The sequence below is a fragment of the Allobosea vaviloviae genome, from assembly GCF_001298265.1.
GTDB classification, from domain to species: Bacteria; Pseudomonadota; Alphaproteobacteria; order Rhizobiales; family Beijerinckiaceae; genus Allobosea; species Allobosea vaviloviae_B.
In genome coordinates this window covers 1-17,885 of sequence record NZ_LGSZ01000015.1, presented here as the reverse complement: position 1 = coordinate 17,885, position 17,885 = coordinate 1, and the positions used below count along the sequence as shown (strand labels likewise).

Annotated in this window: 21 protein-coding genes; 12 read left to right on the top strand and 9 right to left on the bottom strand. The window is 66.9% G+C overall.

The window, feature by feature from the left end:
• Positions 1-105 precede the first annotated feature (105 nt).
• Positions 106-675 (bottom strand): SRPBCC family protein, encoded by a 570-nt coding sequence (locus tag AE618_RS02325; RefSeq protein ID WP_054207452.1) that lies wholly within the window; start codon positions 673-675, stop codon positions 106-108.
• Complete coding sequence (locus tag AE618_RS02320; protein WP_054207451.1) at positions 675-992, bottom strand: ArsR/SmtB family transcription factor; 318 nt, start codon at positions 990-992, stop codon at positions 675-677. Before AE618_RS02320 ends, AE618_RS02325 begins: the two co-directional genes overlap by 1 nt.
• A gap of 146 nt (positions 993-1,138) precedes the next feature.
• Here AE618_RS02320 and AE618_RS02315 point away from each other — a divergent pair, with 146 nt between their 5' ends.
• The 3 genes from AE618_RS02315 (at position 1,139) to AE618_RS02305 (ending at position 4,421) form a co-directional block, all read left to right on the top strand.
• Positions 1,139-2,026: a DMT family transporter gene (locus tag AE618_RS02315; RefSeq protein WP_054207450.1), complete on the top strand. Its 888-nt coding sequence runs from the start codon at positions 1,139-1,141 to the stop codon at positions 2,024-2,026.
• Positions 2,027-2,070: 44 nt separating this feature from the next.
• Positions 2,071-3,201 (top strand): iron-containing alcohol dehydrogenase, encoded by a 1,131-nt coding sequence (locus AE618_RS02310; RefSeq protein WP_054207449.1) that lies wholly within the window; start codon positions 2,071-2,073, stop codon positions 3,199-3,201.
• 119 nt (positions 3,202-3,320) lie between these two features.
• Positions 3,321-4,421: a TRAP transporter substrate-binding protein gene (locus tag AE618_RS02305; protein ID WP_054207448.1), complete on the top strand. Its 1,101-nt coding sequence runs from the start codon at positions 3,321-3,323 to the stop codon at positions 4,419-4,421.
• Between the two features lie 63 nt (positions 4,422-4,484).
• Here AE618_RS02305 and AE618_RS02300 read toward each other — a convergent pair whose 3' ends face one another.
• Positions 4,485-5,120 (bottom strand): pyridoxamine 5'-phosphate oxidase family protein, encoded by a 636-nt coding sequence (locus AE618_RS02300; protein ID WP_054207476.1) that lies wholly within the window; start codon positions 5,118-5,120, stop codon positions 4,485-4,487.
• A 203-nt stretch (positions 5,121-5,323) separates the two neighbouring features.
• Between AE618_RS02300 and AE618_RS02295 the strand changes: the two genes are divergently transcribed.
• The 4 genes from AE618_RS02295 to AE618_RS02280 are packed head-to-tail and all read left to right on the top strand — an operon-like array spanning position 5,324 to position 7,986.
• A complete protein-coding gene (locus tag AE618_RS02295; protein ID WP_054207447.1) occupies positions 5,324-5,782 on the top strand; it encodes a hypothetical protein in 459 nt (152 codons plus the stop codon).
• A gap of 14 nt (positions 5,783-5,796) precedes the next feature.
• On the top strand, positions 5,797-6,468 hold the full coding sequence (locus AE618_RS02290; protein WP_082364933.1) for a ribonuclease T2 family protein: 672 nt from the start codon (positions 5,797-5,799) through the stop codon (positions 6,466-6,468).
• A 31-nt stretch (positions 6,469-6,499) separates the two neighbouring features.
• Complete coding sequence (locus tag AE618_RS02285) at positions 6,500-7,351, top strand: 23S rRNA (adenine(2030)-N(6))-methyltransferase RlmJ (RefSeq protein ID WP_054207446.1); 852 nt, start codon at positions 6,500-6,502, stop codon at positions 7,349-7,351.
• A gap of 29 nt (positions 7,352-7,380) precedes the next feature.
• A complete protein-coding gene (locus AE618_RS02280) occupies positions 7,381-7,986 on the top strand; it encodes a glutathione S-transferase family protein (protein WP_054207474.1) in 606 nt (201 codons plus the stop codon).
• 102 nt (positions 7,987-8,088) lie between these two features.
• On the opposite strand, the gene AE618_RS02275 is transcribed toward AE618_RS02280, so the two are convergent.
• Complete coding sequence (locus AE618_RS02275) at positions 8,089-8,748, bottom strand: outer membrane protein (RefSeq protein ID WP_054207445.1); 660 nt, start codon at positions 8,746-8,748, stop codon at positions 8,089-8,091.
• A 360-nt stretch (positions 8,749-9,108) separates the two neighbouring features.
• Between AE618_RS02275 and AE618_RS02270 the strand changes: the two genes are divergently transcribed.
• Positions 9,109-9,924 (top strand): glycosyltransferase family 2 protein, encoded by an 816-nt coding sequence (locus tag AE618_RS02270; RefSeq protein ID WP_054207473.1) that lies wholly within the window; start codon positions 9,109-9,111, stop codon positions 9,922-9,924.
• On the top strand, positions 9,917-10,663 hold the full coding sequence (locus AE618_RS02265; protein WP_054207444.1) for an SDR family oxidoreductase: 747 nt from the start codon (positions 9,917-9,919) through the stop codon (positions 10,661-10,663). Before AE618_RS02270 ends, AE618_RS02265 begins: the two co-directional genes overlap by 8 nt.
• A 5-nt stretch (positions 10,664-10,668) precedes the next feature.
• Here AE618_RS02265 and AE618_RS02260 read toward each other — a convergent pair whose 3' ends face one another.
• Positions 10,669-11,298 (bottom strand): 2-hydroxychromene-2-carboxylate isomerase, encoded by a 630-nt coding sequence (locus tag AE618_RS02260; protein ID WP_054207443.1) that lies wholly within the window; start codon positions 11,296-11,298, stop codon positions 10,669-10,671.
• Positions 11,299-11,427: 129 nt separating this feature from the next.
• Here AE618_RS02260 and AE618_RS02255 point away from each other — a divergent pair, with 129 nt between their 5' ends.
• Positions 11,428-11,679, top strand: coding sequence for a type II toxin-antitoxin system ParD family antitoxin (locus AE618_RS02255; protein WP_054207442.1), 252 nt, complete (start codon positions 11,428-11,430; stop codon positions 11,677-11,679).
• The gene (locus AE618_RS27155; RefSeq protein ID WP_082364932.1) at positions 11,676-11,969 is read left to right on the top strand and encodes a type II toxin-antitoxin system RelE/ParE family toxin; all 294 of its coding nucleotides are present in this window, start codon (positions 11,676-11,678) and stop codon (positions 11,967-11,969) included. Before AE618_RS02255 ends, AE618_RS27155 begins: the two co-directional genes overlap by 4 nt.
• Positions 11,970-11,975: 6 nt before the next feature.
• Here the strand turns inward: AE618_RS27155 and pgeF are convergent, their stop codons facing one another.
• The 4 genes from pgeF to AE618_RS02235 all read right to left on the bottom strand — a co-directional run bounded on the left by pgeF (position 11,976) and on the right by AE618_RS02235 (position 16,027).
• Entirely contained in the window at positions 11,976-12,740 is a 765-nt protein-coding gene (gene pgeF / locus AE618_RS02250; protein ID WP_054207441.1) for a peptidoglycan editing factor PgeF, read from the bottom strand.
• A gap of 30 nt (positions 12,741-12,770) precedes the next feature.
• Positions 12,771-13,862, bottom strand: coding sequence for a class I SAM-dependent methyltransferase (locus AE618_RS02245; RefSeq protein ID WP_054207440.1), 1,092 nt, complete (start codon positions 13,860-13,862; stop codon positions 12,771-12,773).
• A gap of 61 nt (positions 13,863-13,923) precedes the next feature.
• Positions 13,924-14,763: a prolipoprotein diacylglyceryl transferase gene (gene lgt, locus AE618_RS02240; RefSeq protein ID WP_054207439.1), complete on the bottom strand. Its 840-nt coding sequence runs from the start codon at positions 14,761-14,763 to the stop codon at positions 13,924-13,926.
• A 247-nt stretch (positions 14,764-15,010) separates the two neighbouring features.
• Entirely contained in the window at positions 15,011-16,027 is a 1,017-nt protein-coding gene (locus AE618_RS02235) for an NADP-dependent oxidoreductase (RefSeq protein ID WP_054207438.1), read from the bottom strand.
• Positions 16,028-16,172: 145 nt separating this feature from the next.
• On the opposite strand from AE618_RS02235, the gene uvrC reads away from it, so the two are divergent.
• On the top strand, positions 16,173-17,885 hold a 1,713-nt coding region (uvrC, locus tag AE618_RS02230; RefSeq protein ID WP_156330058.1), incomplete at its 3' end, for an excinuclease ABC subunit UvrC.

Here is a 17,885-nt window from a genome sequence, read left to right as displayed (position 1 = left end):
AAAATGACATGACAGCGAATGTCATGCTCCGGGAAATGCATGACGAACGGCCTGTGCATGCGCCCGGGACGCGCCGGGATGTCCCACGACGAGCCAGCCGCCCGCTCACCCCACGTCGCGCTGCCGCTCCACATACTCCGCCTTCAGCGCCTCATGCGCCGACCAGAAACCGCGCGGCGTCTGTCCCAGGAGCTGGTCTTCCAGCAGGCCCAGATGCAGGTGCCAGCCGCTGGAGACTATCGCCATCCGGTCCTTGGTCACCAGCCTGCGATGCGTCAGCACGAGCCGGACCTTGTCGCCAGCCTGCGACAGCACGAACTCGATATCGGAATCGGGTTCACCCATGCCGACCCAGTTGAAGGCGAAGCGGTGAGGCGGCTCGAAAGCCGTGACCGTGCCGCCCGAAAGCCAGCCCTCGTCGTTCATCTTGCGAGCGCTTTCGGGCGGTCGCTCCCCGGTGATCCGCGAATGCATGAAGAACAGGTCGAGCTTGCCGCCGGTCCGCGGCTCGGCGTCGCCGCCGCAGAACCAGGTCGCGCGCTTCTCGCCCTCGACCAGATAGGCCCAGACCCGCTCGATCGGCCCGGGCAACAGCCGCTCGAAGCGCACCGCGCCGCTCTCCAGCACGGTTCCATAAGCATTGTCGGCAATCGCTTGGATCTTATTCGCTCGCATCACGCCTCCTCGCCCGGTTCGGGCTTCAACAACGCGGCTTCGAGAGCCGCCAGACGGTCGGGCCAGAAGGCGCGCACCCGCCGCACCCAGTCATCGAAGGCGTCGATGCCCTCGGGATCGAGCGTGTAGATGCGCCGCTGGCCGGCGACGGTGACCTTGACCAGCCCGGCCTCGCGCAACGTCTTGAGATGCTGCGAGATCGCCGGCGCCGACACCGTGAACCGCTCGCCGATCTCGCCGGCCGAAAGCGCCCCTTGAGCCAGCATCTCGACGATGCGGCGGCGGGTCGGGTCGGCGAGAGCGGTGAAACTGTCCATGCCCAGATAATTCGGTATTCACTTAATTAAGTCAACAGGAAATTATTGTGCAGCGCTCCGGGTCTGCCCCCTGCGCGGCCGGAGTGCTTGATCGCGACGCTCGCCTCGGCCATTGCGGGAGCCCCGCCACGGTAGTCCTGCGACCCATGCCCACCCGAAATGCGACCCTCGCCGGCATAGGCATGATGCTGCTGGGCATCCTGATGTTCTCGCTCAACGACGTGATGGGAAAATGGCTGGTGGCAACCTACACGGTCGGCCAGGTGTTGCTTCTGCGCAGCGCGGCGGGGCTGGCGGTACTCATGCCCTTCGTCGTCCGGCAGGGTGTGATGCGGACGCTGCGGCCCGAGCGGCCCGGCCTGCAGTTTCTGCGCGTGGCGCTCGGTTCAGGCGAGGTCGCACTGTTTTATCTCGCGGTCTCCTATCTGCCGCTGGCCGACACCATGACGATCTGGCTTGCAGCTCCGGTCTGGGCAGCGGTTCTGGCGGCGCTGCTGCTGGGCGAGCGCGTCGATGCCGGGCGCTGGCTCGCCATCGCAGCCGGTTTCGCCGGCGTCGCGATCGCCCTCGATCCGACCGGTGCGAGCCTGTCCATGCCCGCCTTGCTGGCTTTGCTCGGCAGCGTCCTGTTCGCGGGCATGATGATCGCCGGACGGCAGTTGCGCAGCACGCCCGACGTCACCCTCGTCGCCTGGCAGACGCTGGGCGCGCTGCTGATGGGGCTCGTCTTGCTGCCCTTCGGCTGGGTGACCCCGACCTGGGCGGATGCCGGGCTGCTCGGCCTGCTCGGCATCGTGGCTATGGTCGCCCATCTCTGCGTCACGCGCTCGCTCAAGCTGGCGGAGGCATCCGTCGTGGTGCCCTACCAATATACGCTGATCGTCTGGGCGCTGGTCTTCGGCTGGCTCGTCTTCGGCGACTGGCCGACACCGGCGATGCTGACGGGTTCGGCCCTGATCATCGCGGCCGGCATCGCCTTGCTCGCGCTGGAACGGCGGGCAGAGCCAACGAAGACCGTGCTTGATATGCCCTGACGGGCAGCGCGACACTCTCCGTACACCCAAGCAAGGACACCACGATGGCCCTGATCACCTACCTCACCACCGTCAAGTTCGGTTTTGGCGAGATCGCCGGCATCGAGGCGGATCTGGCCGGCCTCGGCGTCAAGAAGCCGCTGATCATCGCCGACAAGGGCATCGTCGCGGCGGGCATCGTCGCCACCGTGCAGGCACTGTCCCCGGCCCTGGCCGCCGCGCCCGTCTTCGACGGCACGCCGACCAATCCGACCGAGGAGGCCGTCGAGGCCGCGCTCGTGGTCTATCGCGAGCACGCATGCGACGGGCTTGTCGCCATCGGCGGCGGCTCGCCGATCGACCTCGCCAAGGGCGTGGCGTTGCTGGCGACGCATCCCGGTCCGCTCGAGACCTACGCCGCGATCCTCGGCGGCATCCCGAAGGTGACGTCCACTGTGGCTCCCGTGATCGCCGTGCCGACGACCTCGGGCACTGGCAGCGAGGTTGGACGCGCCGCCCTGATCTCCCTGAAGGACGGTCGCAAGCTCGGCTTCATTTCTCCGCATCTGATCCCGCGCCTGGCCATCTGCGACCCTGAGCTCACGCTCGGCCTGCCTGGCTGGCTCACCGCCGCGACCGGCATGGACGCCGTCACGCACTGCATCGAGACCTATCTCAGCCCGCGCGAGAACCCGCCCGCCGATGCGATCGCGCTCGACGGCCTCAAGCGCGCCGCAGCCTTCATCGAGCGCGCCGTCAAGGACGGCTCCGACCGCGAGGCCCGCAAGGAGATGATGATGGCGGCGCTGCAGGGCGGCATGACCTTCCAGAAGGGGCTGGGCGCGGTGCATGCCCTCTCCCATCCGCTCGGCGGGCTGAAAGAGGTCTCGCTGCATCACGGCACGCTGAACGCGGTGCTGCTGCCGGCCGTGCTGCGCTTCAACGAGCCGGAAGCGCGCACGAAATATGCCGAGATCCGCAAGACCCTCGGCCTGGCCGCCGATGCCGACCTCGCAGCCTGGATCGCGGAGCTGGTCAGCCGGCTCGGCCTGCCCGGCAACCTGACCCAGATGGGCGTTCCGCGCGGGGTCGTCGCCGCGATTTCGGAAGCGGCCGTCAAGGACCACTCGACCGCAAGCAATCCGCGCCCTGCAACGGCAGCCGACTATGCGGCGATGCTGGAGGCGTCGTTCTGATCGCCCACTGACGCGACCCACCAACGCGCGGGCGGGCAGCCCGCGCATCGTCGAGCACAGGGCCGGCCGACGCACGATCGACAGGCCTGGAACAACAAGAACACAGGGAGAAGACGCAAATGACCGACAGACGCAGCATGCTGAAGGGTGGAATTGCCGGCGCAGGAGCCGCCATCGCCGCCGGAGCGACGCCAGCCGCAGCCCAGACGGGCGGCGCCCCGATCAAGTGGCGCATGACCTCGAGCTATCCGAAGGCGCTCGACGCCGTCTTCGGTGCCGGCGACATCTTCCTCAAGGCCGTGTCCGACATGACCGGCGGGCGCATCCAGCTCCAGCACTTCGCCGCCGGCGAGGTCGTGCCCGGGCTCCAGGCGCTCGACGCGGTCCAGAACGGCACCGTCGAATGCTGCGACACGGCCGCCTTCTACTATATCGGCAAGGATCCCTCCTTCGCCTTCGGCGCGGCGGTGCCCTTCGGCCTGAACACCCGCCAGCAGAACGCCTGGTTCTTCCAGGGCGGGGGCCTCGCGCTCTTCAACGAACTGCTCGCACAATACAATGTCGTCGGCCTGCCGATCGGCAACACCAATGCCCAGATGGCCGGCTGGTTTCGCAAGGAAATCAAGACGGTCGACGACCTCAAGGGCCTCAAGATGCGGATCGGCGGGCTCGCCGGCCAAGTCATCGCCAAGCTTGGCGCCGTACCCCAGCAGATCGCCGCTGGCGACATCTACCCGGCGCTGGAACGCGGCACGATCGACGCGGCCGAATGGGTCGGCCCCTATGACGACGAGAAGCTCGGCTTCAGCCGCGTCGCGCCCTATTACTACTATCCCGGCTGGTGGGAAGGTTCCTCCGCCATCCTGTTGATGATCAACAGGAGCAAGTGGGACGAGCTCAGCGCCACCGACAAGGCCATCTTCACCGCCGCGGCCCATCAGGCCCACTCGATGACCATCGCCAAATATGACGACGTCAATCCGGCCGCGATCAAGCGCCTGATCGCCTCGGGCACGCAGCTGCGCGCCTTCTCGCCCGAGATCATGGACGCCTGCTCCAAGGCCGCCAACGAACTCTACGAGGAGATCGGCGCCAAGAACCCGATGTTCAAGAAGCTGCACGACCACATGATGGCGTATCGCAACGAACAACTGCTCTGGCAGCAGGTCGCCGAGTTCAATTACGACGCCTACCAGATCCGCTCGCGTACCAGGCGCTGACAACACCAAGCCGGGTCGCCGCCTCGGGTGGCGGCCCGGTTTCGATGTCGCGTACGGCCACCCTCAATAGAGGCGCGTCCGGTAGCCCTCTTCCATCGTGGCTTCAGCCTCCGCGACCCCGATCGCCCGGGTCTGTTCGGCGACGATGCGGCCGAGCGTCGGGAAGCTGCCGCGCTCGACCTGCGAGGACGGATCCCACAGCTTCGAGCGGATCAGCGCCTTGCCGCAATGGAAGAAGGCCTCGTCGACCTCGACCAGAAGCCCAAGCGTTGGAGTCCGCTCCTGCACCGTCGACGGTTCGAGCAGGGCCGGATCGCGCGTCAGCCGGGCCCGGCCGTTGACCCGCAGCGTCTCGGCAATCCCCGGCACCATGAAGATCAGCCCGACACCGGGCGCTGCGAGGATGTTGCCGAAGGAGTCGACGCGGTTGTTGCCGCGCCTGTCGGGAATCAGCAGCGTGTGGTCGTCGAGCACCTGCACAAAGCCCGGCGCGTCGCCGCGCGGACTCGCATCCGCCCTGCCCTGCGCATCGGCGGTGGCGAGCACCAGGAAGGGCGAAAGCGCGATGAAGTCGCGGCAGAATGGATCGAGCCGGTCGAGCACCTTGCGTTCGGCCAACGGATTGACCGCACCCATATGCGCCCGCAGATCCGCCGGATCGTCGATGAGAGCCGCTGGATCGGTGGGTTGCGTCGTCATGCCGTCCTCCTTGAAAGCCGTCGCGGCTGTGCCTGTCCGTGCGCGCTGCGCCAGCCGGGCCTTCATGCCGCTGATGCATCGCCAGATCGAAATGCCACAGCCGGCGCGTCGATGCACGGATGATGCGCCATGCGCTTGACCCCCACCGCCGCCGTCGCCATCGTGCGCCATCCTGTCTTTATCCTCTGCACGAGGCCTGCCCCATGCGCCGCGTTTTGCTGCGAACCGCCCTTGCCTCCCTCGCCCTCCTGACCGCTGCGCTGTCGGCGGATGCCTCGGGCCGCCGCATCAACCCGGCCGACGCCGCCGAGAACCGCATCAATCCGATGTCTGGCAACCTGCCAGCCTGCGACGACCCTGCCGTGCTCGGCCAGATCACGAGCTGGTTCAATTCGCGCGAGGCGAAGTTCTGGGGCCCGCTCCAGGCCGTCGCCTATGACAGGATCAAGCCGATCGGCTTCCGCCCGCTCGGCGACGATTTCATTCCGCGCCGCTTCTGCAGCGGCCGCATGGCGCTGAACAATGGCACGCTCCACCGCGTCGATTATTCCGTGCGCGAGAATCTCGGCCTCTTCGGGCTGACCTGGAACGTCAACTGGTGCGTCAGCGGGCTCGACCGGCACCGCAGCTACGCTCCAGACTGCAAGATGGCCCGCCCCTGAGCGGCGGTCGCGCCATGGCCTTCGCCCGCACCGCCCTTTTCGTCGCAGCGGCCTTCAGCCTGCTGATCGGCGACGTCGCGGCGCAAGGGCGCAACCAGCGTGGCGGCGAGCCCGGCAGTTTCGATTTCTACGTTCTGGCGCTGTCATGGTCGCCGGGCTTCTGCGAACTCGATGGCGGCGGCGAGCGCAATCGCGAGCAATGCGCGCAAGGAGCGGGCCTGCGCTTCGTCGTGCATGGCCTCTGGCCGCAGAACGAGCGCGGTTATCCCAGCGAATGCGGCCCGTCCGGGCGCACGCCCTCGCGAATCGCCCTCGACCAGGCGAAGGGCCTGTTCCCGACCGAAGGCCTTGCCCGCTACGAATGGCGCAAGCACGGCACCTGCTCCGGATCGAGCCCGAGCGACTACTTCGCCGATGTCAGGCGTGCCCGCGAGAAGATCGTGATTCCCCCCGTTCTCGCCAAAGCCGAACGCGACCAGAGCTGGACCGCGATCGATCTCGAGCGCGCCTTCGTCGCCGCCAATCCCGGCCTGCGCACCGACATGATGTCGGTCGCCTGCAAGCGCGGCGTGCTGCAGGAGGTCCGCATCTGCCTGTCGAAGGATTTGCGCGATTTCCGCATGTGCGGCGAGGTCGACCGCTCCGGCTGCCGCACCCGCGACATCACCGTCGTCGCGCCGCGCTGACAGATGCCGCAAACCCGCGTAAGAGCGCGGGATGAACTACCGCCACGGCTTCCATGCCGGCAACTTCGCCGATGTCCTCAAGCACGTCGTGCTGATGCGCATCCTGACCCATCTCAACGGCAAGGCGACGCCCTACCGCGTAGTCGACACCCATGCCGGCGCGGGCCGCTACGACCTCGGCTCCGAGGAGGCGCTGCGCACGCATGAATGGAAGGACGGCGTCGCGCGAATCGACCGCTCGCCCCTGTCCGCCCCCGTCGAGGCGTTGCTGAAGCCCTGGCGCGACGCGGTCTCGGGCGCGCGGAGCTTGTATGGTGCCGATGCCTATCCGGGCTCGCCCTGGCTCTGCCGGCAGATGATGCGTCGCGATGACCGCCTGATCGCGGCCGAATTGCATCCGCAAACCCATAAGAAGCTCGTGCAGGCCATTGGCCGCGACGAGCGCTGCAAGGCCCTGGCGATCGACGGCTGGAACGCGCTGCGCGGCAATGTCCCGCCCAAGGAGCGACGCGGCCTCGTGCTGATCGACCCTCCCTTCGAGGAGAAGGACGAGTTTGCCACGCTCGAGGCGGAGTTGATCGCCGCCCATCGCAAATGGCCAACCGGAACCTACGCGCTCTGGTATCCGGTGAAGGACCGCCGCGCGGTCGAGAACCTGCTCGCCGCCATCCTGGCCGCCGGTATCGGCCGCCTGCTGAGGCTCGAGATCGACGTCGATCGCCCGGAGGCGGCAGGCGGGCTCAGCGCCACCGGCATGCTGGTGGTCAACCCGCCCTGGATGCTCTCCGAGGAAGCGCGGATTCTGCTGCCGGCCCTGACGGAGCGCCTCGCGCAAGGTCCGCACCCGCGCTATCTATGCGAGCCGATCCGCTCGGACGGCTGAACCAACCGCTCCTGCCCGAGGCCTTGCCGATGCTGATCCTGCGCTCCTCCCCCGCTTCCCCGTTCGGCCGCAAGGTCAAGATCGCAGCGCTCGAACTTGGATTGATGGACCGCATCGAGATCGTGGTCGCCGACACCAACGACCCCGCCGAACCGCTGCGCCAGCAGAACCCCCTCGGCAAGATTCCGACGCTGGTCCTGGAAGACGGCACCACTCTGTTCGATTCCCGCGTCATCGTCGATTATCTCGACCATATCGCCGGTGGCGACCGTCTGATTCCCGCTGGCGACGAGCGCTTCGCGCAGCTTCGCCTCCAGGCCTTGGCCGACGGACTCTGCGATGCTGCCCTGCTGCAGGTCTACGAGACCCGTTTCCGCCCCGAAGACGGCCGCAACGCCGCCTGGGTCGCCAACCAGGCTGGCAAGGTTTCGCGAGGTCTGGCCTCTCTCGAAGCAGCCCCTCCCGCCTATCCCGACAGGCCCCGCATCGGCGAAATCGCGCTCGCCAGCGCGCTCGGCTATCTCGACCTGCGATTCGCAGGGGCGTGGCGCAGCGATCACCCCCGCCTGGTCGCCTGGCTCGACAGCTTCGCCGCCAAGGTCCCGGCCTTCGAATCGACGCGCTTCAAGGGCTGAATGGGCTGCCGCCCTGTCATTCCCACGACACGGCATCGAGACAACAAAAAACCCGGTGGCCGAAGCCACCGGGTTTCTCTTTTCCCCGAATGGGGAGGCAGACTAGAACTTGTAGTTCAGGCCGGCGCGAACGACCGAGAAGTCAGTGCCGACCTTCACGCCCGAGTTCAACACGTTCTTCTCGCCGAGATCGACGTAGAGATATTCAACCTTGGCGGTCCAGTTGTTGGTGAAGGCGTACTCAAGACCACCGCCGACGGCGTAGCCGCCGGTGTGCGTCTTGTCGGTCGAGCCGAGGCCGCCGATCGTGGTCTTCACGTTGCCGTAAGCCCAACCACCAGTGATGTAGGGCAGGAACCGGTCGACGGCGAAGCCGACACGAGCGCGGACCGTGCCGAAATACTCGGTGCGGACGCTATCGCCGAAGGCGTTGGAGCCGGTGCTCAGATCGGCGCCCTGGAAGTCGGCCTCAGCGCCGAGGACGATCTGGCCAACCTGATAGTTGTAACCGACCTGCCCACCGCCGACGAAGCCATCGAGGTCGCCGATCGAGACCGTGCGGCCACCGAACACGGTGCCGGCATTGACGTTACCGAAGCCGTAACCAGCGTTGGCGCCGACATAGAAGCCGGTCCAGGTGAAGATCGGCGCATAGACCGGAGCCACAACCGGGCCCTTGCGGGACGGCAGATCGGCGGCAGAGGCGGCACCAGCGCCGACGAGGACGATCGCCGCAACGCTCGAGAGCAGAAACTTCTTCATGATGGAACTCCTAGGTGTCGCTTTTGCCGGCGGGGCCGGCGGGTGATTTCGATGAGATGGTTATAAGACCAGAAGCCGACTTTGTCTGTTGCGTCAGGAGCACATCTGCCTTGCAGACCGCGGCAGAAATGCGGCACGATTGGGATGACTGAGGCAAATGAGTAAAAACGCATTAATGATTGTTAAAGCACGATAAATGGTAAATCGAATACTAATAAAGCCATCACGTCTCGCGTTAGTCCGTGAGACAAACGCCGCCCCTCCCGTAAGGTTCCCATTCTCGCCACATTTTCTCCCCGCTTGCTTGCGGCCCCTTCTGACGCGTGCTTAAGCCTTGATCGACAACGCAAAAAACGAGAGCTGAGGGTGCCGCACCTTTCGATTTTCATCATCGCGCGAGACGAGGCCGACCGCATCGCGCGCACGATTCAATCCGTTCGCGCGCTCAGCGACGATATCGTCGTAGTCGATTCCGGCTCGACCGATGGCACCCAGTTGATCGCCGAGCAGCACGGAGCGCGTGTGATCTTCAACCCCTGGCCCGGCTATGGCCCGCAGAAGCGCTTCGCAGAAGAACAATGCCGCCACGATTGGCTCCTCAACCTCGATGCCGACGAGGTCGTGCCGCCCGACCTCGCGGCCGAGATCGCGGGTCTCTTCGCCGGGAACGGCCCTCTGGCGGACGCCTATGAACTGCGAATCGCCGAAATCTTCCCCGGGGAGCCGGCCCCGCATCGCTTCGCCTATGCCCTGGCTCCCGTCAGGCTCTATCGCAAGGACAAGGGCCGCTATTCGCCCTCCCCGGTTCACGATCGCGTCGATCTCGACCCGCAGGCGACGATCGCGCGGCTCAAGGGCACGGTGCATCACTATTCCGTGCGCTCGCTCGGCGAACAGATGGCCAAGCTCAACGCTTACAGCGACGCCCAGGCCGACGATCTCGACAAGCGCGGCATGACGCTCTCGGTCTTCCGCCTCGTCGTCGAATTCCCGGCGAACTTCATCAAGGCCTATATCGGCCGCCGCCATGCGCTGCGCGGCGTCTATGGCTTCATGACCGCGATGAACTATGCCTTCTATCGCTACCTTCGTGTCGCCAAGCACTGGGAGAGACGGCTTCAGCGCCGCGCAGGCGCATCCGTCACGCCGCCGGCCCCGGACAAGCGCGATGCCTGAGGTTGCGCTTGTCACGGGTGGAGCCCGGCGGATCGGACGCGCCATCGTCGAACGGCTTGCCGGAGCCGGCTATGCGGTGGCGATTCATTGCGGCAGTGCGCGCGCCGAAGCGGAGAACCTCGCGCAGGAGATCGGCCGGCGCGGCGGCCGTGCTGCGGTGGTCACGGCCGACCTCGCCGACGCGGCTGACGTCGACGCACTCATGCCAGCGGCGGAAGCCGTGCTCGGTCCGATCACGCTGCTCGTCAACAATGCATCGAGCTTCCTGGTCGACGATGTCGCCGCAATCGACGTCGCGACCTGGAACCGGCAGTTCTCGATCAACCTGCGCGCGCCCTCGGTTCTCGCCGGCGCGCTGGCCAATCGACTGCCCGACGGGCGCCAGGGCGCGATCGTCAACATCATCGACCAGCGCGTCTGGAAACTGACGCCGCAATATTACTCCTACACCCTGACCAAGTCCGCCTTGCTGACGGCGACCAAGACCATGGCGCAGGCCCTGGCGCCGCGCATCCGCGTCAATGCCGTAGGCCCCGGCCCGACGCTGCCCAACCCCCATGACGGCGCCGACGCCATGGAGCAGGAGGCCGCCGCCACGCTGCTGCGGCACAAGGTCGAGGCCAGCGAGATCGCCGATGCGGTGCTCTATCTGGCGCAGGCGCGCTCGGTGACCGGTCAGATGATCGCCGTCGATGCCGGCCAGCATCTCGGCTGGCGCACGCCCGACATTATCGGCTGACCGGCTCAGGCGCTGGCGTCGGGTCGATAGGGCGCACGGCCGCTGGCGAGCGCGCTGTCGAGCAGCTCGAGCCGGTCCTGCCCCCAGAACACCTCGCCGTCGAGCACATAGCTCGGCGCACCGAAGACGCCGGCCTCGATCGCGGCTGCGATCGTGCTCTCGTAATTCTGGCGCACCGCCTCACTGTCCGCTGCAGCGGCGAGCGCCTGTGCGTCGAAGCCTGTCGCCTGGGCCACCTCGGCGACCGCCTCCGGCCGAGTCATGTCGTCGTTGCGCGCCCAGACGCCGGCCATGATCTCGGCCATGAACCGGCCGGGATCGCCGCCCGCCTGCACGATTGCGATCAGGAAACGGTCGGCCAGGTTGGGATCGAACGGGAAATGCTTCGGCTGCAGCACGAGCGGAACGCCCCGGCGCTCGCGCCAGCGCTGCAGATCCATCAGCCGGTAGCGCTGGCGCACGGGATGGCGCTTCGGCAACGGCAGGCCGCCGGTCTCGTCGAACACCGCCCGCAGCGGCACCGGCCGATAGACGATCGTGCAGCCATGGCTCGCGGCGATGTCGAGGAAGGTCGCGTGGCCGAGATAGGTCCAGGGCGAGTGCAGGGAGAAGAAGTAGTCGATGGAGCGGGGCATTGCGGGCTTTCGGACAGGCGCATAGCCGTCACCGTAGTGGATGGTCCCGCAAGGAGTCACGCGCGGTGGAACTGGATTTTGGGCGCAAGGCGCGTATACTAAACCTTGGTAACAGTCGAGAGGGTGACCATGGGGAAGAACACGTCTGTCAGCCTGAGCGATCACTTCACCGCCTTCGTCGAGGCTGAAGTGGAAAGCGGCCGTTACGGGTCGGCCAGCGAGGTCGTGCGAGCCGGGCTGCGTCTGCTCGAAGAGAGTGAGGCACGCCTCGCAGCCTTGCGCGCCGCGCTCGACGAGGGCGAGGTCAGTGGCCCATCGACGCCGTTTGATTTCGACGCCTTCATCGCGAAGAAGCTTGCGGCCTTGGACGCCAGCAGGTGAGGGAAATTGTCATCTCACCGGCCGCGCAACGCGATATCGACGACATCTGGACGAGTTCTATTGCTGAATGGGGTAGTGCTCGCACGATCAAGTATGTAACCGCACTCCGTGACACAGTCGCGCGGCTAGCTGAAATGCCTGAAATTGCCCCTGCGTGCGACCATGTCAAAGCCGGGCACCGCAAGTATGGTGTAGGCTCCCATATTATCTTCTTTACTGCGACACCTGATCAGATCGATATCGTTCGTATCCTGCATCAGCGCATGGACGTCGGACGACATCTGACCTGACGTCCGTCAATCCAGCGCGATAGCCGAGATCAGCCGCCCGTAGTCCGGCTCGGCGTTATGCGTGGTGCGTCGATAGCTGAAGAAGCGCTGCGGATCGCCATAGGTGCAAAGGCCCAGATCGACGAAGCGGCCGATGCCGGCCTCCTGCGCCCGCAGACCGATGAAGGCCGGCAGGTCGAACATCGCATGCGCTGCCCGTTCGGAGGCCGTGAAGAACCGCGCATAGGTCGGGTTGGCGGATTTGAAGCGCTCGACGAATTCCGGGCCGACCTCATAGGCGCCAGCGCTAATCGTCGGACCGAGCACGGCCAGGATGCGCTCGCGCCGCGCGCCGAGCTTCTCCATCGCCGTGACCGTCGAGGCCACGATTCCCGTGAAGGCGCCCTTCCAGCCGGAATGGGCCGCGCCGATAACGCGGGCCTCGCTGTCGGCGAACAGGATCGGTCCGCAATCGGCCGTGGATATGCCGAGCGCCACGCCGGGCGCGACGCTGACCATCGCGTCGGCCTTGGGCCGTTCGGCCTGCCAGGGTCCGCCGACAATCTCCACATCCGCCGAATGCACCTGATAGAGGCTGACCAGATGCGAAGGCTCGACCGCCAGATGCGCTGCCATGCGCTTGCGGTTCTCGGCGATCGCTTCGGGCGCGTCAGAGGACCCGAGCCCGCCATTCAGCGAAGCATAGATCCCGGTCGAGACGCCGCCCTCACGGGTGAAGAAGGCGTGGCGGATGCCGGGCTCGGCGGCGAGATCGGGAGAGGTGATGAACATGCTGTCGTCCGGTTCGCGGCGGGGCGGTCGTCAGCCCTGCTCTGGCAGCCGATGAAGGTCAAATCCGGGCAGCGGCGGCAGGTCCGGATGCGATAATGCCAGAACCTTGAACAAATCGCCCATGCCGGTCTCGCCGGCTTGCGTCAGGCGATCGAAGGCGGCGGCGATCGCCCGCGCCTGCTCCAGCGTCGCCCGGGCGGAAAGCGCCTGCGCCCGCTCGGCCAGCCCCAGCGCGAGCAGGAAGGCGGCCTGGGTCACAGGGCCATGGACCGCGCTACCGCCACGCAAAGCCGCCTGCCCCATCCGCGCGAAATCGACATGCACGGTAAGATCGGCCTCACCGGGCTCGGCCAGCGGATCGACGAAGCCATGCCGTTTCATCGCCTGCAGCGTATCGCCGAGCCCAGACTGAGCCGAGCCGTAATCGATGAACAGGGCCGCGCCGCCGGCCTGCCGGAGATGGCGCGAGAGCGTCGCGACGATGTCGAAGGCGATCGTCGGTTGCTCGAGGACGGCGTCGACTGGGGCGGCCAGCGACAGCTCGGCGGTCATGGCCGAGAGCCCGAAGCCGAGCCCGCCTTGCCCGTCGAGCCCGACAAGCCGCTCGCGCCAGCCTTGCGGCGTCATCACGAACTGATGGACTGGCAGGGCGTCGAGGAATTCGTTGGCGATGACGAGGACCGGCCCGTCGAGCGCCGTCGCCATAGTCTCATGCCAGACCGGCTCGGCCTTGCCGGCCAGCGTCCGGCCTTGCGCCGCCCGCAGCACCGGGCTGGTCTCGACGAGATGGACCGACAGCGCCACGCGGAAGGCGGGCAGCCCTGTCGCGACACGCAGCACATCCGCCATCAGCGTACCGCGGCCCGGACCGAGCTCGATCAGGCGGATCGCAGCCGGAGAGCCCATCGCCTGCCAGACATTGGCCGCCCAAAGCGCGATCAGCTCGCCGAACATCTGGCTGATCTCGGGCGCGGTGGTGAAATCACCCGCCGCACCGAACGGATCGCGGGTCATGTAATAGCCGTGGCGCGGATGGCCGAGGCAGAGCGCCATATAGCGCGAGACCGGGATCGGCCCTTCGTCGAGAATCAGGCGGATGAGCTCCGCCTTCAGCCCGCTCACCGGCTCTCACCAAAGCGTTGAAGCATGATGTCGTCCGAAAACCGCTTCGCACTTTTCGGCATCATGCTTTAGCCCGCCTGGCGCGCAGCACGAGCCACAACCCGGCCACGAAGAGCGGCAGCGACAGCAGCATGCCCATGGTCACACCGCCCGAGAGCGCGTCGACCGAGGCGCCGAACAGGAAGCCGAGCTGCGGATCCGGCTCGCGAAAGAATTCGCAGACGATGCGCGCGACCGCGTAGCCCATGCCGAATACGCCCGCGACCAGTCCCGGCCGCTTCAGCCCGCCTGCCCGCACCAGCAGCGACAGCAGGAGGAACAGCAGAATGCCTTCGGCGAAAGCCTCATAGAGCTGGCTCGGATGGCGCGGCAGCGGCCCGCCATTCGGGAACTCCATGGCCCAGGGCACGTCGGGCGCCGGACGGCCCCAAAGCTCGGCATTGATGAAATTGGCGATACGCCCGAGGAACAGCCCGATCGGCACGACGGCCGCGGCGAGATCGAACACGGAGAGCGCAGGATAGCCGCGCCGGCGCGCGAACAGCCACAAGCCGGTCGCCGCGCCGATCAACCCGCCATGGAAGGACATGCCGCCCTGCCAGATCGCGACGATGTCCTGCGGCCGGGAGAGATAGCGCTGCAGATCGTAGAACAGCACGAAGCCGAGCCGCCCGCCGAGCACGACGCCGAGCGCAACGAAGAGCAGCATGTCGTCGAGTTCCTCGGCCCTGGGCCGCGCCCGTCCGGCCCAGAGCGGCTCTGCCGACACCAGCCGGCGCGCATACCACCAGCCGCCGAGCAGTCCCACGACATAGGCCAGCCCATACCATTTGACCGAAAGTGGCCCGAGCTGCAGCGCGACCGGGTCGATCACCGGGAAGGCGATGGCGAATGTGGGCATGGCGAGGTCCAGTTGGCGGTGCAGGCGCTTTTATGCGTTCGCCCCAACGCGCCGTCATCCCGGACAAGCCGCAAAGCGGCGCCGATCCGGGATCCAGTCCGGAGCCCTCACGAAGAAGGCTCAGGCATGGATCCCGGGTCTCCCTTCGGTCGCCCGGGATGACGGCGCGGGAGGATCAAGGTCGGCGGGACTTGGGCAAGGCAGTCCCGGCAGGTCAAGCGAAAAGGCCTCGCCGCCCCGCCCAACTTCACAGCTTGACGATCAGCTTTCCGAAATTCCCGCCCTCGAGCAGTCCGATGAAGGCCTCTGGCGCCCGGTCCAGCCCCTCGACAATGTCTTCCTTGTACTTCACCGCGCCGCTGGCGATCCAGGCCGCCATCTCCCGCTCGAAATCCGGGCGCTGGGCGATGAATTCGCGCTGGATGAAGCCGCGGATCAGCAGGCTCTTGGACAGAACCTGCCGCATCAGCACCGGCAGCCGGTCAGGCCCCTCGAAATCGCCGCTGGCGTTATACTGCGCGACCAGCCCGCAGACCGGGATGCGCGCAAACGTATTCAGCAGCGGGAACACCCCGTCCCAGACCTTGCCGCCGACATTCTCGAAATAGACGTCGATGCCATCCGGACAGGCCGCCGCGAGCTGCGCCGCGAAATCCGGCGCGCGATGGTCGATGGCCGCGTCGAACCCGAAGGTGTCGCGCACGACAGCGCATTTCTCCGGCCCGCCTGCGATGCCCACCGCACGCGCGCCCTTGATCCGCGCGATCTGCCCGACCGCCGAACCGACGGGACCGCTGGCGGCGGCGACGACGACCGTCTCGCCCGGCTTCGGCTGGCCGATCGTCAACAGGCCCGCATAGGCGGTGAAGCCCGGCATTCCGAGGACGCCGAGCGCGGTCGTGACGGGCGCGGCGGCCGGATCGAGCTTGCGCAGCTGATCGCCCTTCGCCAGCGCATGAGACTGCCAGCCGGAATGGGAGAGCACGATGTCGCCTGCCACGAAGCCCGGCTGGCGGCTCTCCAGCACCTCGGCGACCGTGCCACCCTCCATGACGGCGCCGATCTGCGTCGGCGCGGCATAGCTCTTCGCCGCGCTCATCCGCCCGCGCATATAGGGGTCGAGCGAGAGATAGAGGATCTTCAGCAGGACCTCGCCCTCGCCGGGAGTCGGGATTGGCGCTCGCGCCACCCGAAAATTGGCCGGCGCAGGACGTCCGTCGGGGCGCGAGGCGAGAACGATCTGCAGATGATCAGACAGGGACATGAGGCGCTTTCGATCTCATTTCGGCCACCCGCAGATGGCGACGCAGGCCGCAGCGATCAAGCGACGCGCATGGGACCAGCCCCGTTGACCGCCGGATCGCGACTGCTGACATGACGAAACGCCTCGCGCATCCTACATGCGAGCCATGAATCGCGAACCGACCCAGCCTCTGCCCGAACCCGACCTGCCCGACACCGGTGCCGGCATCGAGCCCGAGGCCGAGGACGCCCTCCCGACCCCGGCGCTCGATCTCGGCGAGACCGCGCCGGGCGCGCTGAAGCACGGCATCGAGGTCATCGCCGGCTTTGCCAAGCATCTGCCCAACAAGCCCGGCGTCTACCGGATGTTCGATTCGGCCGGCGAGGTTCTCTATGTCGGCAAGGCCAAGAGCCTGAAGAACCGCGTCACCGCCTATGCGCGGGGCATGGCGCACACCAATGCGGTGGCGCGGATGATCGCCGAGACGGCGAACATGGAATTCGTCACCACGGGGACGGAAACCGAGGCGTTGCTGCTCGAATCCAACCTGATCAAGCAACTGCGGCCGCGCTACAACGTGCTGCTGCGCGACGACAAGAGCTTCCCCTACATCCTGCTGAGCGGCGACCACGAGGCCCCGCAGATCGCCAAGCATCGCGGCTCGCGGCAGCGCAAGGGCGACTATTTCGGCCCCTTCGCCTCGGTCTGGGCGGTCGAGCGCACCATCGACGCGCTGCAAAAGGCCTTCCTGCTGCGCTCCTGCACGGATTCCTTTTACGAGAACCGCACCCGCCCCTGCCTGCTCTTCCAGATCAAGCGCTGCGCCGGCCCCTGCACGGGCGAGATCGCGATTCCCGACTATCAGGCGCTGGCGAGCCAAGCGCGGGACTTCCTCTCGGGCCGCTCCTCCAACGTCAAGCAGTTGCTCTCGACGCGCATGCAGGAGGCGGCCGAGGAGCTCGAATTCGAGAAGGCGGCGCGCTACCGCGACCGGCTGGCCGCGCTCTCGGCCGTGCAGGCCGGGCAGGACATCAACACGCAAGGCGTCGAGGAGGCCGATGTCTTCGCCATCGACGAGCAGGCCGGGCAGTTCTGCGTCGAGATCTTCTTCTTCCGCAACAAGCAGAACTGGGGCAACCGCGCCCTCTTCCCCCGCGCCGACCGCAGCCTGACGCCCGCCGATGTGCTGGCCTCCGTCGTCACCCAGTTCTACGATGACAAGCCGCCGCCGCGCCTCGTGCTGCTCTCGCATGAACTGGCGGAAATGGACCTGATCACGCAGGCGCTGTCGGCGCGCGCCGGCCGCAAGGTCGAGGTCGCCCATCCCAAGCGTGGAGAGCGGGTCGACCTGATCGAGATGGCGCGCAAGAACGCGCGCGAGGCGCTGTCACGCAAGCTCGCCGACAATGCCGGCCAGACCTCGCTGCTGGCGGCGCTGGGCGCCGCCTTCGGCCTGGCGAAACCACCGCGCCGCGTCGAGGTCTACGACAACTCGCACATCATGGGCACGAACGCGGTGGGCGGCATGATCGTGGCGGGGCGGGGCGGCTTCATGAAGAGCCACTACCGCACCTTCAACATCTCCGCCGACACCATCGCCGGCGACGATTTCGGCATGATGCGCGAGGTGCTGCAGCGGCGATTTGCGCGGCTGGCGAAGGAGGCGGGCGTTGCCCTACCCTCCAGCCCTGATCCTGAGGAGGCCGCGCAAGCGGCCGTCTCGAAGGATACTCCAGCTGGCGACGGAGCCTCGACCGGTCCCCTTCCCCCCGCTTGCGGTGGGGAAGGGTTAGGGATGGGGGGGCGTTCAGGAGAAGCCTCCCCTGTCGAGCCAAGCGGAACCGCCCCCCACCCAACCCTCCCCACCGCAAGCGGGGGG